Raw genomic sequence first — 14213 nt, forward strand, 5'->3', positions numbered from 1 at the left:
GTCTTCCTCTGCTGGGATGGCGGTGGCGGCACTTCAGCCGGCGGCCCGCTGCGGGTTATCGGGGATACGGGCCGTCAGCCGGGTGCCGGTGGCGGCGAGCTGTTCGCGTACCTTGTCGACGATGTGCGCGCCAATCGGGATCGCCGACGTGGCCGCTGGCGACGGGGCGTTGCACACGTTCACGCTGCGTCGGGTGTTGACGAACAGGAAGTCATCGATGAGCTTGCCGTCGCGGGATACCGCCTGGGCGCGGACACCCGCCGGATAGTCGGTCAGGTCGGCCTTGGTGATGCTTGGGCAGTACTTCTGCACCTGCTTGAGGTAGCCGCCCTTGAACAGCGAGTTCTTCAGCTCGATCAGCCCCGGACGCAGGTTCTTCGCCAGCACCTTGAGAATGCCTGGCGTGGTGAGCGTCTCGAACAGGTCGGGCAGCGAGATATCGGACTTGCGATAGCCCTCGCGCTTGGTGGCCAGCACCGCGTTGGGGCCGACGGTGACGGTACCGTCGATCATCCGGGTCAGATGGACGCCGAGAAATGGCATCGACGGGTCCGGGATCGGGTAGATCAGGTGGTTGACGATCTGGTTGTGCTGCTTGGGCAGCAGGTAGTACTCGCCACGGAACGGGCAGATGATGAAGCTGGGTTCGATGCCCAGCATGCGCACCACACGGTCGGCCATCAGCCCGGAACAGGTAATGAGGAAGCGCCCACGGAACTCGTCGGCCCCCGCACGCACCACGACCTGGTCGGCATGTTCCTGGAGGCCCTGTACCTGCGCGCTGTAGCGGATCTCGCCGCCTGCCGCCTGGAACTCGCGGGCCATCGCGGCAGTGACTTCGGCATAGCTGACGATGCCGCTGGAGGGCACGAAGATACCGCCGATGCCGACGATATTCGGTTCACGTTCACGCAGTTCGGCCGCCGACAGCCACGAGCGTTCCAGGCCATTGGCAGCGGTACGCTCCCACAATGCCTTCATGCGCTCCATTTCCAGGGCATTGGTGGCCACCAGCAACTTGCCGCACTCGTCGTAGCGGATGGCGTGCTTGTCGCAGAAGGCCTTGGTGGCTTTGTTGCCCTCCAGGCAGAAACGTGCCTTGAGGCTGCCGGGGGTGTAGTACACACCGGCATGGATCACGCCACTGTTATGGCCAGTCTGGTGACGGGCAGGCCCGGACTCTTTCTCCAGCAGGAGCATCTTGGCGTCCGGGTAGAGCTGAATCAGCTGCATGGCTGTGGACATGCCCACGATACCGCCGCCGATGATGATGAAATCGTACACAGCCATTACCTCTTTACCGGTGGCGCGCGGCGCCAGCCGGTGGTTTTGTTTCGGGCACGACGAAGGGCCGCCCCCTGGGCAGCCCTGCAGCGTTGGAAGGGTTACTGGCCGCGCTGGTACAGCGGCTTTTCGTAGCTGATGTAGCCTCGCTGGCGCATCAGCTCACGGCGCAGGCCGTCATGCGGCGTGAAGCGGTCGCGGCCGTGCAGCCAGAACAGGTTGTTGATCAGCAGGAAGCTGCCGACCGGCACTGGCACCGACAGCTTGCGCTCGCTGCCTTCCAGCGACTCGGAAAGCGCATTCAGCCAGATGCCTTCCTCGAAGTTTTCGGGCTGCACGAACTGGTCGATGTAGCGCATGGTCGGGCGGCCCACGGCGTCGGTGTCGAACACGGCGTGGAACACGTCCTCGCTGACCTTCTTGCTGGGCGGCGCGGTCCAGCGCATTTCGCGGCGAGCCATCGGGTGACGGAAGAACGACTCGCACTGCTCCCAATCATCCAGGTGCAGCAGCAGCGAGTTGCCGCCTTCCATGTTCTTTTCATCGATCTTGAGCATCAGCACGTAATCGGTGATCTGGTTCACGAAGGTGCCGTCGTTGTGCAATTCCATCACCCGGTGCGGCTGGCGCAGGTAGCTGTCGGAGTTGTCCGTGTTGACCACCACGAAGCGGGCATAGAACTGACCGCTCATGGCGTCGTAGTTGGAACGACCCACCAGGTGCGCGCAGGCGGTGGTGAACTTGACCATGTCCTCGGCCTGGCTCACATCGTCCAGCCCCTGCGGTGTGATCAGCATGCCACCGGTGGCACGGTCGAGCAGGCCGTTCAGCAAGACCGGGCGCAGGGTGCCTTCGCACAGCTCATCGAGAATCTGGCCAACGCGAAAACGCAGGAAGGACTTGTACTCCAGCGCCTGCACGGGCCATTCGGCCACGGCCTTGACGAACGCTTCCACCGTTTCGCGGGCAAACACCACTTCCAGCAGGCGTGGCGACTGTTCGGACGGTTTGACGGAGAAGCCCCGGGTTTCCAGAGGCATCGGCAGCACGGGTTCCTCGATCTTGGTGAAGGCGTTCATGGCGGTTTCCTGGCAGAGAGGTTCGAAGGCAGTGCCCGGATCAGGTGGGCACAGCAAAAATATCGCCACAAAAGCAAAATGTCTACATTTTTATAAAACGATAACAAAACGCTCGTTTGTCCATTGTTTCTATCTGAAAAGACGTTTCGGTATGATTTGCAAAACGTTTTGAGGACAGCACCTTGGAAGCACACGCCCCACGGCAGAACTCGGCCTTCAGTGGGTATGAGTGGCTCAAGCAAGACATCATCCGCGGCCTGTTCAAACCGGGCGAAAAGCTGCTGATGAGCACGCTCAAGGAGCGCTACGACCTGGGCGTCGGCCCACTGCGCGAGGCCCTGTCGCAATTGGTGGCGGAAAAGCTGGTGGTTGCCATCAGCCAGAAGGGCTACCGGGTGGCGCCGATGTCGCTGGACGAGATGGAAGATATCTACGATGCCCGCGCCAACCTCGAAGCCATGATCGTTGGGCTGGCCATCGAGCGTGGCGATGACGCCTGGGAGGCTTCGGTGCTGGCGCAGTCGCATACCCTGGCCAAGGTCATGGAAGTGAAGACCCGTGAACAGCGTCTGGACGTCTGGGACCAGCGCCACAAGGCGTTCCATACCGCCATCGCGTCAGGCTGTGGCTCGAAGCACCTGCTGCAGGCGCGCACCTACCTGTTCGACCAGGCCGAACGTTACCGTCATCTGTGGCTGACCCATACGGTGTTTTCCGAGCAGGCTCTGGAAACCAAGCGCCAGGAGCACGCGGCACTGGTCGAGGCGATTCTCGCCCGTGATGCCGCCCGTGCCAGCACGATGATGCATGCGCACTTGATGACCCCGGTGCCAATCATCGCCCAGATCATGCGCGAGCAAGGCTGAGGAAGAAGCGACGCCCGGGCATCGCCCCTAGACGCCGCGTCGGTCCGCAGCGTGGCCTGAAGCTGCGTTTGGGGCCGGTGTCGTCACCCTTTCACGCACACCACCTGACGCAAAGTGTGCACCACCTCCACCAGCTCCCGCTGGGCCAGCATCACCGCGTCGATGTCCTTGTAGGCCATGGGGATCTCATCGATCACCTCCTTGTCCTTGCGGCACTCCACATGCGCGGTCGCTCGCCGCTGGTCTTCGACGCTGAAACGACGCTTGGCCTGGGTGCGGCTCATGACCCGCCCAGCACCGTGGCTACAGGAACAGAACGACTCCTCATTGCCCAGGCCACGTACGATGAAACTCTTGGCGCCCATCGAGCCGGGGATGATGCCCAACTGCCCCTTCTGCGCCGAAACCGCCCCCTTGCGCGTCACCAGCACCTCGCGGCCGAAATGGTGTTCGCGCTGCACATAGTTGTGGTGACAGTTGACGGCTTCCAGGCGGGCCTCGAAGGGCCGCCCCAATACCTGCCGTGCGGCGGCGACCACTGCGTGCATCATCAATTCGCGATTGCGCCGGGCATAGTCCTGGGCCCACTCGACCGCCTCGACGTAATCGGTAAAATGCCGGCTCCCCTCCTCGAAGTAGGCCAGGTCCTTGTCCGGCAGATTGGCCAGGTGCTGACGCATGTCGGCCTGGGCCAGTTCGATGAACAGGTTGCCGATGGCATTACCGACGCCGCGTGAACCGCTGTGCAGCATGAACCAGACCTGGTCGGCCTCGTCCAGGCACACCTCGATGAAATGATTGCCGCCGCCCAGCGTCCCCAGGTGATGGCGGTTGTTGGTCTTCTCCAGGCGAGGGTACTTGTCGGTGATCGCCTTGAAGCGACCTGCCAACCCACGCCACTGCTGGTCCGCAGAAGTGGGAACATCATCCCAGGCGCCTTGGTCGCGACGACCGAAGGTCTTGCCGTGGGGCACCGCTTTCTCGATGGCGCTGCGCAGACCGTGCAGGTTGTCCGGCAGGTCCCGGGCGTGCAGCGAGGTACGAGCAGCGATCATGCCGCAGCCGATATCCACACCTACCGCAGCCGGGATGATCGCACCGACGGTTGGAATCACACTGCCAATGGTCGAGCCTTTGCCCAGGTGCACATCGGGCATCACCGCCAGATGCTTGAAAATGAACGGCATCTTCGCCGTGTTCAGCAATTGCTGGCGGGCTTCGTCTTCGACCGGCACGCCGTCGGTCCACACCTTGATCGGCTTGCCGCCAGCGACTTGGAGAATGTCCATGATGTCGTTTTCCAAAAGACCCTGGCCGCATGATACCGCCGAAGGTCGTAGCCTGCCGGGTTGCCAGCGGGGTGGCACGGTGCTGTATGCTTGGGCGGTCTTCAGGGCGGGGTGAAAGTCCCCACCGGCGGTAAATCGAAAGATGAGCCCGCGAGCGCCCCGGCCATGCCGGGGGTCAGCAGATCTGGTGCGACTCCAGAGCCGACGGTCATAGTCCGGATGAAAGAAGGCGTCAGGCAGGGGCCGTTCGGGCGCCCCCGTGCACGCGTTTTGTTCGCCCCGAGACGTTCATCGATCATTCACGAGGAGCGTTTCATGTCCCCTATGCTGCAACAGCAATTCCCCAACGTATCCGCCGCCATCGCTGCCTTCCAGGCCGGTCGCCCCGTTTTGCTGCTTGACGATGACGACCGCGAGGACGAAGCCGACATCGTCGCCGCTGCCGAGAACCTGTCGTTACAGACCATGGCCATGATGATTCGCGACTGCAGCGGCATCGTCTGCCTGTGCCTGGACGAAACTACCGTCGACGCCCTGCAGCTGGCACCGATGGTGCAGAACAACCAGGCACGCCACGGTACCGGTTTCACCGTCAGCATCGAAGCCGCCGAAGGCGTGAGCACCGGGGTTTCGGCCCAGGACCGCATCACCACCATCGAAGCGTGCTTGCGCTCGAGCGCCGAACAGCGCCACATCGTCAGCCCCGGCCATGTGTTCCCGCTGCGCGCACGCAATGGCGGGGTGCTGACCCGCCGTGGGCACACCGAAGGCTCGGTGGACCTTGCGCGTCTGGCCGGGTTGCGCCCGGCAGCAGTGCTGTGCGAGCTGATGAACCCTGATGGCAGCATGGCCAGGGGCGAACAGGTGGCGGTGTATGCGCGGCAATACAATCTACCCGTGCTGACTATTGAAGAGCTGGCGCGGTACCGCGAGGCGATGCTGGTGCGGGAAGCGGAAATGGTGTGATTGCCTGCAGGCGCTCGCCTTGAGCGCAGTGGCGCAGCGGATCGCGAGCTAGGCTCGCTCCTACCGGTTGGGTTACCCCCTCCCTGGGCTGAATCAACCGTAGGGGCGAGCCTTGCTCGCGATGCGCCGCGCACGCGGCGCTCGATTTCACAGACACCACAGAAATCATGCCTACCCCAAAGAACCTGGCCCGCCACACAAGTTTGCTCCCCCCGCCCTGCTCTGCTAGTGTCGCGCCGTTCTGAACACCACCGAGACAGTCGCCATGGCCCGCAAAAAAGCCTCCATCGATTTCGAACAATCCCTCGCAGACCTGCAAGCGCTGGTCGAGCGCCTGGAGAACGGCGAATTGTCGCTGGAAGAGTCGCTGGCCGCCTTTGAACAAGGCATTGCCCTGACCCGTGATTGCCAGGGGGCGCTGGCCCAGGCCGAGCAGAAAGTACAGATCCTCCTGGAGCGGGACGGCGAGCTGGCCGCCCAGCCCTTCGATGCGGAGCCAGAAGCATGATCAGCGCTTACCAGGCCAGCAGCCAGGCCCGTGTCGACGCCGCGCTCGAACCCCTGTTCGAGGCCCCGTCCAAAGAGCTCGAACGCCTCTACGCAGCCATGCGCTATAGCGTCATGAACGGCGGCAAGCGGGTACGCCCACTGCTCGCCTATGCTGCCTGCGAAGCCCTGGGTGCCCCGGCCGAACAAGCCAATGGCGCGGCCTGTGCGGTGGAACTGATCCATGCCTATTCGCTGGTGCACGATGACCTGCCGGCGATGGACGACGATGACCTGCGCCGTGGCCAGCCAACTACCCACAAGGCCTTCGACGAAGCCTGCGCCATCCTTGCGGGCGACGGCCTGCAGAGCCTGGCCTTCAGCGCTCTGCTCGACCCGCGTCTGAGCCCCCAGCCAGACAGCATCCGCCTGGCGATGGTGCAAACCCTGGCCAAGGCAGCCGGGCCGGCTGGCATGGTCGGCGGCCAGGCCATCGACCTGGGGTCGGTGGGCCTGAAGCTTGACCAACAGGCGCTCGAATTCATGCACCGGCACAAGACCGGCGCGTTGATCGAAGCCAGCGTACACCTAGGCGCCCTGGCCAGCGCCCGCGCCGAGCAAGCACAGCTCGATGCCTTGAAAACCTATGCACGAGCCATCGGCCTGGCATTCCAGGTGCAGGACGACATCCTCGACGTGGAAAGCGATACCGCCACCCTCGGCAAACGCCAGGGCGCCGACATAGCCCGTGACAAACCGACCTATCCGGCCTTGCTCGGCCTGGACGCGGCCAAGGCCTACGCGCTGGAGCTGCGTGACCAGGCGCTGGCCGCGCTCGATGGTTTTGGCGAGAACGCCGAGCCACTCCGGGCGCTGGCACGCTATATCGTCGAGCGCCGCCATTGATCGGGGCCGCTTCGCGGTCCATCACCGGCACGTTTCACCGCAGCATTCGTAGGCGCCGGCTTGCCGGCGATGGGCTGTAAAGCAGCCCGAAGCGACCCCGACCCAATGGGCAGCTTTTCCCACAATGGGGTAAACTGCCGCGTCTTCACACCTATAACGACTCGCCTGATGCCCACGACGTTTCAAGAGATCCCCCGCGAACGCCCGGTCACGCCGTTGCTCGACCGCGCTGACACGCCTGCTGGCCTGCGCCGGTTGGCCGAAGCCGACCTGGAGACCCTGGCCGACGAGTTGCGCCAGGAGCTTCTGTACACCGTTGGTCAGACCGGTGGGCATTTTGGCGCCGGTCTGGGCGTCATCGAACTGACGATTGCCCTGCACTACGTCTTCGATACCCCGGATGACCGCCTGGTGTGGGACGTCGGCCACCAGGCCTACCCGCACAAGATTCTCACCGGCCGTCGCAACCGCATGCTGACGCTGCGCCAGAAAGATGGCATCGCCGCCTTCCCGCGCCGCAGCGAGAGCGAATACGACACCTTCGGCGTCGGCCACTCCAGCACCTCGATCAGCGCCGCCCTAGGCATGGCCATTGCCGCACGCCTGCAGAACGACCCACGCAAGTCGATCGCGGTGATCGGCGACGGCGCACTGACTGCCGGCATGGCCTTCGAAGCGTTGAACCACGCCCAGGAAGTCGACGCCGACATGCTGGTGATCCTCAACGACAACGACATGTCGATCTCGCGCAATGTCGGCGGCCTGTCCAACTACCTGGCCAAGATCCTCTCCAGCCGCACCTATTCGAGCATGCGCGAAGGCAGCAAGAAGGTGCTGTCGCGCCTCCCAGGCGCCTGGGAAATCGCCCGCCGCACCGAGGAATACGCCAAGGGCATGCTGGCCCCCGGCACCCTCTTCGAGGAATTGGGTTGGAACTACATCGGCCCGATCGACGGCCATGACCTGCCGACCATGATCGCCACCCTGCGCAACATGCGTGACCTCAAGGGTCCACAGTTCCTGCACGTGGTGACCAAGAAAGGCAAAGGCTTCGCCCCTGCCGAAGCCGACCCGATCGGCTACCACGCCATCACCAAGCTGGAACCGGCCGACAAGCCGGCCGCACCGAAGAAAGCCAGCGGCCCGAAATACTCCGCGGTGTTCGGCCAGTGGCTGTGCGACATGGCCGCCGCCGACAATCGCCTGGTAGGCATCACCCCAGCGATGAAGGAAGGCTCGGACCTGGTCGCCTTCAGCGAACGCTACCCGGAGCGCTACTTCGACGTAGCCATCGCCGAGCAGCATGCCGTCACCCTGGCGGCGGGCATGGCCTGCGAAGGCGCCAAACCGGTCGTTGCCATCTACTCGACCTTCCTGCAGCGCGCCTACGACCAGTTGATTCACGATGTCGCCGTGCAGAACCTCGACGTACTGTTCGCCATCGACCGCGCCGGCCTGGTCGGCGAAGACGGCCCCACCCACGCAGGCAGCTACGACCTTTCGTACCTGCGCTGCATCCCCGGCATCGTGGTGATGACCCCAAGCGACGAGAACGAGCTGCGCAAGATGCTCAGCACAGGCCATCACTACAACGGCCCGGCTGCCGTGCGCTACCCGCGTGGCACAGGACCGAACGCACCGATCAGCGGCGATCTCGAGCCCCTGGAAATTGGTAAGGGCGTGGTTCGCCGCCAGGGCGAGAACGTCGCACTGCTGGTATTCGGCGTGCAGTTGGCCGAAGCCCTGCAAGTGGCCGAGCAGATCAACGCGACTGTGGTCGACATGCGCTTCGTCAAACCCCTGGACGAAGCCTTGGTCCGCACGCTGGCTGACAGCCATGAACTGCTGGTGACCATTGAGGAAAACGCCATCATGGGCGGGGCCGGTGCTGCCGTGGGCGAGTTCCTCGCTCGCGAGGGCGTGGTGAAGCCGCTGCTGCACCTTGGCCTGCCCGACCTCTATGTCGAGCACGCCAAGCCCGCCCAAATGCTGGCCGAGTGCGGCTTGGATGCTGCCGGCATCGCAGCGTCGGTCAAAGCGCGGATGAACAAGCTCGGCCTGTAAAGCGCGTCGCTCCGAGCGCCAGGTTTCAATCTGGCGCTCGGGCCTCCAGCAGTGCACACAGACGCTTGGTGGCGTCGATCATCTGCCCGCTGGGCCGCTCCAGGCCCTTGTCCGGCACTACCAGCAAGCGCTTCCCCGCCACGGCACGCAGTCGCGGCCAGGCTTTCCAACGGGCCAATTGTGCCCAATCGCCGGCCAGAATCACCTGAGGATCACGTTGAAGCACCGCTTCCACGCTTATCTGCGGAGCAGGCAGGTTAATATCGTCGAACACGTTCCGGGCCCCGCATACGGCCAATGCGTCACTGATGATCTGCGTTGCACCCACTGTATAGAGCGGCGTGTCCCACACCTGGTAGAACACGCTTACCGGTTGCTCGCGCCGGTAGCGCTGGCGCAACTGCTGTAAACGATCACGAAGCAGCGCCCCATATCGCAGCCCTTGCTCGCCACGGCCAATACGTTCGGCTATCGCCTCGATCTGCTCGATAACCTGGTCAAGGCTGTGGGGTTCGGCACTGAAGGTCTCGATGCCCAATCGCTTGAGCTGGGCTTGTTGGGCTGGCGACACGCCTGAGGGCCATACCAGCACCAGGTCGGGCCTGAGGCTGAGCAAACGCTCCATGTCCAGTTGCCCCTGGCGCCCCACCGAGGGCAAGGCACGTAGACCCGCTGGCCGCTCGCCGCCATCCAGTACGCCAACCAGCAGGTCATCGGCCTGCAGTTCGAGCATGATGTCGGTCATCGAGGGTGCCAGGCTGATCACCCGCAGCGGTTCCTGCGCCCGGGCACTGCACGCCAGCAGTACCAACAGGCAGAGGAAAATGCGCATCAGCCCAACTGACGCGGAATACGGTAGAGGTAAAGCAGCACCACGGTCGACAGCGCCAGGAGCACCTGCGGCACGGCTTCCAGGCCCACCAGTACCGACAGCGCCGCGACCCAGGCAGGAAAACAGGCGTACAGCATGGCCCACCGTCGCACACGGGCCAGCTCGATCCAGGCCGCAGGCTCTTCAGCCGTGCCCAGCGCCTTGGAAGTGGCGATCAGGGCGCGCTTGTAGGCGCCAAAGCGCGGTAGGCTCAGGAACATGGAAGCAGCACCGGCGATGAACAGCGGCATCGCCAGTACCGGGATCAACGCATCGCCGCCGCCGAAGGCCCAGGCCATGACCGGCAGCGGCACGAGGCCCACCGCCAGGTATTGCCACCAGGCCAACGCCAGACGCCGCTTCACCTCGCCACGTGTCACGCCTGAGGCACCTCACCCTGGTGCTTGTTGCCCATCATGTGGCCGAGTTTATCGGCCTTGGTCGCCAGATAAAGACGGTTGTGCGGGTTGTGGCCGGTGTGCAGCGGCACGCGCTCGGCGACCTTGATGTTCATGTCGGTCAACGCCTTGACCTTGCGCGGGTTGTTGGTCATCAGACGCAGCGATTTCACGCCCAAGTGCTCAAGCATCGGCAGACAGATACCGTAGTCGCGCTGGTCGGCGGCGAAGCCCAGACGCTCGTTGGCCTCAACGGTATCGGCGCCGCCATCTTGCAGCTCATAGGCGCGGATCTTGTTGAGCAGGCCAATGCCACGGCCTTCCTGGCGCAGGTACAGCAGCACCCCGCGCCCCTCACGGGCGATAGCTTGAAGTGCGGCCTCCAGTTGCGAGCCGCAATCACAGCGCTGGCTGAACAGGGCATCACCGGTCAGGCACTCGGAGTGCAAGCGCCCCAGCACCGGCTCGCCATCGGCAATGTCACCCAGGCTGAGCACGACGTGCTCTCGGCCAGTGGCTTCATCGAGGAAGCCATGCATGGTGAAGATTGCAAAAGGAGTCGGGAGTTTCGAGGCGGCAACAAAGACGACGGGCACGTTGTGCTCCTGGATAAGTTTGAAATTTCACGTGAGCCGATTGTATCAGCAGGTTGGCGGCTGTGCGCTGGCTGAATATCGTGGCTTAAGATCGAAAAGTTCGATGCTTGAAATGCTCACGGGCGGGTCGCTCTCCAGTGGCGACAGCCGCGCTATTGCGGCTTGCTGTCCGGGGTGAATGGATACGGCTGCTTCCAGTGCTCGAAGATGGGCTTGAGTTCGCCACTTCGCACCAGCTCCGCCATTCGCCTGTCGAATACCCTGATCAGCGCCTTGGCCTCATCGCTGCGGCCAAAGGCCAGGTACAGCGGCAGTTCGGCCACATGGGTACGGCGGAAGCGCTCAGGCTGCGGCGCCTGCTCCAGCACATAGTCCACTTCGGTCAGGGCATCGATGTAGAAATCCACACGGTCGTGCTCGAGCATGGGCAAAATGCCTTCGCGCCGCTGGATCTCGCGGAATCTGCGCACATTTGGCAGGTAGTTGCCGTAGTCGTAGCCACGGACCCAGGCCAGGCGATACTGGCCGACGGTGTCCAGCGTCGGCGTGGGCTTGCTGGTCAAGCCAAGGGCATAGATATGGTCCATATCAAAATGCCAGCTCGGGTACAGGTTGTCGTCGTTCTCCTGCTTGTAGGAGCCGACCCAGGCGTCGGCTGCGCCGCGCTTGACCAGCCCAACCGCCCGGCTGTAGGGCGCACTTTGCACCTGGACCTTGATGCCGGCGGGCTCGAACACCTTGCGCAGTACATCCCATGCCACCCCGGTGCCGTCGGCATTGGTGTAGTCGAGCCACTGCTCGCTCACCAGCCGGATCTGCCTGGGCAATTGTTCGGCCACCGCGTTGCCCGCCCACGTGGCGAGAGTCAGCATCATTGCCAGCAGCATCGTCCTAATGGCCATTCGCGTACTCCCTGTCAGGCCACCACCCACACCAGAACCTGCATGCCCAGCCAGGCGAATACGCCAGCCAGGATATCGTCGAGCATGATCCCCACACCGCCGTGCACATGACGGTCGATCCAGCGGATCGGCCACGGCTTGAGGATGTCGAAGAAGCGGAACATCAAGAACCCCGCCAGCAGCCACTGCCATCCTTCAGGCACCAGCCACAGGGTGATCCACATGCCGACCATCTCATCCCAAACAATGCCCTCATGGTCATGCACACGCAAGTCATTGGCGACTTTGCCGCACAGCCAGAAGCCAAACAGCATGGTAATGCCCAGCAGCAGCCAGTAGCCCCAGTCCGGTAGCATTTGCCACAACGGAATGAACGGCAAGGCCACCAGCGAACCCCAGGTACCCGGTGCCTTGGGCAGCGTGCCGGAACCGAAGCCGAAGGCGATGAAGTGCCACGGGTTGCGCCAGACCGATGGCGGAACGAACTCCGCTGGCACCTGGTTGGGGTGGTCGGTCACGGTGTCTCCCTAAAATGTTGATAACCCCGCTGCACGGGGGTGATGTCTCGGCCCTGCGGATCACGCAGCGTCACGCCTTCGCCCTCGAGCACCCGGCCGATGACGTGCACCGCTACACGGCCCTGCAGGGATGAAAGCGCCTCGGGCGGCAAGGTGAACGCCAGCACATAGTCGTCGCCACCGGTAAGCGCCGCTCGCCGCGCTGCGTCCTGGCCAAGGAAGGCCTGCAAAGCAGAAGACATGGGGACCTGCTCCAGGTTCACCTCGATCGCGACACCGGAGGCCTTGGCGATATGCCCGCAATCGGCGAGCAGGCCATCGGAAATGTCCAATGCCGCCGTCGCGTGCCCCCGCAGCAACTGCCCCAGTTCGAGCTGCGGCATCGGCGACCAGTAATGGCCCAGCAACGGCGCTGCCAGCTCGACCGGCGCCACACGCTCGCCCAGTACCAGTGGCAAGGCACCTGCAGCGTTACCCAACGCTGCGCCGACGCACAGCACATCACCCGGCCTTGCGCCACTGCGGCGCAGGGCCTGGCCAGCAGGCACACTACCAAACACGGTCACGGTGATGCTCAAGGGGCCTCGTGTGGTATCGCCGCCGATCAGGCTCATGCCGCAACGATGGGCCATGCGGCTGAGGCCTTCGGCAAACGCCGCGAGCCAATCAGGGCCTACATCGGGCAAGGTCAGGGCAAGGGTGAAGCCGATCGGCTTTGCCCCCATGGCCGCCAGGTCGCTGGCTGCCACCGCCAGCGAACGCTGGCCGAGCAGGCAAGGATCGCAGACAGCGGGAAAATGCACCCCGGCGACCAGCGTGTCGGTGGACACCGCCATTTGCTCGCCTGGGTAAAGGCTAAGCAGTGCGCAGTCGTCGCCAATGCCCAACACCACACCTTCGCCGCCTTGCGCACAGGACGCAGCAGCGAAGAAGCGGTTGATCAGCTCGAACTCACCCATGGCCCGACAGCGCCAGGATCAGCGCTTGTTCGCCTTGACTTCTGCTTCACGCAGGATCGGAGCGAGCTTGTCCAGCACGCCGTTGACGAACTTGTGGCCGTCAGTGGCGCCAAAGACCTTGGCCAGTTCCACGCCTTCGTTGATCACCACGCGGTACGGTACGTCGACGCGCTTGATGAACTCCCAGGTGGACAGGCGCAGCACGGCCAGCTCGACCGGGTCGAGCTCTTCCAGTGCCAGGTCCAGGCAAGGTGCCAGGGCGTTGTCGATCTCGCCCTTGATCGCCGGAACCCCGTGCAGGATTTCGCGGAAGTAGGCGCCGTCGACATCGGAGAAATCGTTATCGACCCGGAACTGTGCCTCGATCTCGTTCAGCGAATGCTGAGCCATGTGCCACTGGTACAGGGCCTGGGTCGCGAGCTTGCGGGCTTCGCGGCGCTTGGCGCTCTTCGATGGCTTGCCGGCATCCGCAGGTTTTGGATCGCGCGGGTTGAAACGATCGCTTTCGTCGCTAATCACTTGGCCTCCAACTGCGCCAGCAGGCTGACCATTTCCAGTGCGGACAGGGCAGCTTCAGCCCCTTTGTTACCGGCCTTGGTGCCGGAACGCTCGATGGCTTGCTCGATGGAATCGACGGTCAGGACGCCGAAGGCGACCGGTACACCGAACTCCATGGACACCTGGGCCAGGCCCTTGGTGCATTCGCCCGCCACGTATTCGAAGTGCGGGGTACCGCCACGGATCACTGCGCCCAGGGCGATGATCGCGTCGTATTCCCCTTGCTGGGCAACTTTCTGAGCCACCAGCGGGATTTCGAACGCGCCCGGGGCACGGATGATGGTGATGTCGCTTTCGCTGACGCCATGGCGAACCAGGGCATCGACTGCACCGCTTACCAGGCTTTCGACGACGAAGCTGTTGAAGCGGCCAACCACCAAAGCATAGCGACCTTTGGGGGCGATGAAGGTACCTTCGATGGTCTTCAGGGTCATTCCGATGTTCTCATCTTCAAGAGCGAGGCCGCGCGCA

16 protein-coding genes and 1 riboswitch are annotated in these 14213 nt (G+C 63.5%); of the genes, 5 read left to right on the plus strand and 11 right to left on the minus strand.

Annotated elements, in window-relative coordinates; all coding sequences use genetic code 11:
- Positions 1 to 33: 33 nt before the first annotated feature.
- The gene (gene lhgO, locus P3R38_RS22155; RefSeq protein WP_041925759.1) at positions 34 to 1284 is read right to left on the minus strand and encodes an L-2-hydroxyglutarate oxidase; all 1251 of its coding nucleotides are present in this window, start codon (positions 1282 to 1284) and stop codon (positions 34 to 36) included.
- 101 nt (positions 1285 to 1385) lie between these two features.
- Positions 1386 to 2363 (minus strand): glutarate dioxygenase GlaH, encoded by a 978-nt coding sequence (gene glaH / locus P3R38_RS22160; RefSeq protein ID WP_027907548.1) that lies wholly within the window; start codon positions 2361 to 2363, stop codon positions 1386 to 1388.
- Positions 2364 to 2545: 182 nt separating this feature from the next.
- On the opposite strand from glaH, the gene csiR reads away from it, so the two are divergent.
- Complete coding sequence (csiR, locus tag P3R38_RS22165) at positions 2546 to 3229, plus strand: DNA-binding transcriptional regulator CsiR (protein ID WP_023382578.1); 684 nt, start codon at positions 2546 to 2548, stop codon at positions 3227 to 3229.
- Between the two features lie 83 nt (positions 3230 to 3312).
- Here the strand turns inward: csiR and P3R38_RS22170 are convergent, their stop codons facing one another.
- Positions 3313 to 4518: an RtcB family protein gene (locus P3R38_RS22170; protein ID WP_277686618.1), complete on the minus strand. Its 1206-nt coding sequence runs from the start codon at positions 4516 to 4518 to the stop codon at positions 3313 to 3315.
- A 93-nt stretch (positions 4519 to 4611) separates the two neighbouring features.
- Positions 4612 to 4753: riboswitch (FMN riboswitch) on the plus strand.
- A gap of 80 nt (positions 4754 to 4833) precedes the next feature.
- Here P3R38_RS22170 and ribB point away from each other — a divergent pair.
- The 4 genes from ribB (at position 4834) to dxs (ending at position 8940) form a co-directional block, all read left to right on the plus strand.
- Entirely contained in the window at positions 4834 to 5484 is a 651-nt protein-coding gene (gene ribB / locus P3R38_RS22175) for a 3,4-dihydroxy-2-butanone-4-phosphate synthase (RefSeq protein ID WP_104883243.1), read from the plus strand.
- Between the two features lie 265 nt (positions 5485 to 5749).
- A complete protein-coding gene (locus P3R38_RS22180; protein WP_011531978.1) occupies positions 5750 to 5992 on the plus strand; it encodes an exodeoxyribonuclease VII small subunit in 243 nt (80 codons plus the stop codon).
- Positions 5989 to 6876: a (2E,6E)-farnesyl diphosphate synthase gene (gene ispA / locus P3R38_RS22185; RefSeq protein WP_023382581.1), complete on the plus strand. Its 888-nt coding sequence runs from the start codon at positions 5989 to 5991 to the stop codon at positions 6874 to 6876. Before P3R38_RS22180 ends, ispA begins: the two co-directional genes overlap by 4 nt.
- A 168-nt stretch (positions 6877 to 7044) precedes the next feature.
- Complete coding sequence (dxs, locus tag P3R38_RS22190; RefSeq protein ID WP_023382582.1) at positions 7045 to 8940, plus strand: 1-deoxy-D-xylulose-5-phosphate synthase; 1896 nt, start codon at positions 7045 to 7047, stop codon at positions 8938 to 8940.
- 25 nt (positions 8941 to 8965) lie between these two features.
- Here dxs and P3R38_RS22195 read toward each other — a convergent pair whose 3' ends face one another.
- The 8 genes from P3R38_RS22195 to ribE form a co-directional block, all read right to left on the minus strand.
- A complete protein-coding gene (locus P3R38_RS22195; protein WP_277686619.1) occupies positions 8966 to 9772 on the minus strand; it encodes a cobalamin-binding protein in 807 nt (268 codons plus the stop codon).
- Positions 9772 to 10191: a hypothetical protein gene (locus P3R38_RS22200; RefSeq protein WP_027907544.1), complete on the minus strand. Its 420-nt coding sequence runs from the start codon at positions 10189 to 10191 to the stop codon at positions 9772 to 9774. The genes P3R38_RS22195 and P3R38_RS22200 overlap by 1 nt, the downstream gene beginning before the upstream one ends.
- Positions 10188 to 10805, minus strand: coding sequence for a GTP cyclohydrolase II (gene ribA, locus P3R38_RS22205; RefSeq protein WP_023382585.1), 618 nt, complete (start codon positions 10803 to 10805; stop codon positions 10188 to 10190). Before ribA ends, P3R38_RS22200 begins: the two co-directional genes overlap by 4 nt.
- Positions 10806 to 10957: 152 nt before the next feature.
- On the minus strand, positions 10958 to 11707 hold the full coding sequence (locus P3R38_RS22210; protein WP_023382586.1) for a transporter substrate-binding domain-containing protein: 750 nt from the start codon (positions 11705 to 11707) through the stop codon (positions 10958 to 10960).
- A gap of 14 nt (positions 11708 to 11721) precedes the next feature.
- Positions 11722 to 12225 carry a phosphatidylglycerophosphatase A gene (locus P3R38_RS22215; protein WP_023382587.1) on the minus strand — a complete coding sequence of 168 codons (504 nt, stop codon included), beginning with the start codon at positions 12223 to 12225 and terminating at the stop codon, positions 11722 to 11724.
- Complete coding sequence (gene thiL / locus P3R38_RS22220) at positions 12222 to 13184, minus strand: thiamine-phosphate kinase (protein WP_277686620.1); 963 nt, start codon at positions 13182 to 13184, stop codon at positions 12222 to 12224. The genes P3R38_RS22215 and thiL overlap by 4 nt, the downstream gene beginning before the upstream one ends.
- Before the next feature lie 18 nt (positions 13185 to 13202).
- Positions 13203 to 13703: a transcription antitermination factor NusB gene (gene nusB / locus P3R38_RS22225; protein WP_023382589.1), complete on the minus strand. Its 501-nt coding sequence runs from the start codon at positions 13701 to 13703 to the stop codon at positions 13203 to 13205.
- Complete coding sequence (gene ribE / locus P3R38_RS22230) at positions 13700 to 14176, minus strand: 6,7-dimethyl-8-ribityllumazine synthase (RefSeq protein ID WP_008092356.1); 477 nt, start codon at positions 14174 to 14176, stop codon at positions 13700 to 13702. Before ribE ends, nusB begins: the two co-directional genes overlap by 4 nt.
- Positions 14177 to 14213: the final 37 nt, after the last annotated feature.

This window comes from Pseudomonas sp. NyZ480 (assembly GCF_029537255.1).
In the GTDB taxonomy this organism is placed as follows: domain Bacteria; phylum Pseudomonadota; class Gammaproteobacteria; order Pseudomonadales; family Pseudomonadaceae; genus Aquipseudomonas; species Aquipseudomonas taiwanensis.

Bases quoted from the DNA above. Each gene is read 5' to 3' on its own strand.
- glaH (WP_027907548.1), bottom strand. From the start codon at position 2,363: ATGAACGCCTTCACCAAGATCGAGGAACCCGTGCTGCCGATGCCTCTG.
- P3R38_RS22170 (WP_277686618.1), bottom strand. From the start codon at position 4,518: ATGGACATTCTCCAAGTCGCTGGCGGCAAGCCGATCAAGGTGTGGACC.
- ribB (WP_104883243.1), top strand. From the start codon at position 4,834: ATGTCCCCTATGCTGCAACAGCAATTCCCCAACGTATCCGCCGCCATC.
- P3R38_RS22180 (WP_011531978.1), top strand. From the start codon at position 5,750: ATGGCCCGCAAAAAAGCCTCCATCGATTTCGAACAATCCCTCGCAGAC.
- ispA (WP_023382581.1), top strand. From the start codon at position 5,989: ATGATCAGCGCTTACCAGGCCAGCAGCCAGGCCCGTGTCGACGCCGCG.
- dxs (WP_023382582.1), top strand. From the start codon at position 7,045: ATGCCCACGACGTTTCAAGAGATCCCCCGCGAACGCCCGGTCACGCCG.
- P3R38_RS22195 (WP_277686619.1), bottom strand. From the start codon at position 9,772: ATGCGCATTTTCCTCTGCCTGTTGGTACTGCTGGCGTGCAGTGCCCGG.
- P3R38_RS22210 (WP_023382586.1), bottom strand. From the start codon at position 11,707: ATGGCCATTAGGACGATGCTGCTGGCAATGATGCTGACTCTCGCCACG.
- thiL (WP_277686620.1), bottom strand. From the start codon at position 13,184: ATGGGTGAGTTCGAGCTGATCAACCGCTTCTTCGCTGCTGCGTCCTGT.
- ribE (WP_008092356.1), bottom strand. From the start codon at position 14,176: ATGACCCTGAAGACCATCGAAGGTACCTTCATCGCCCCCAAAGGTCGC.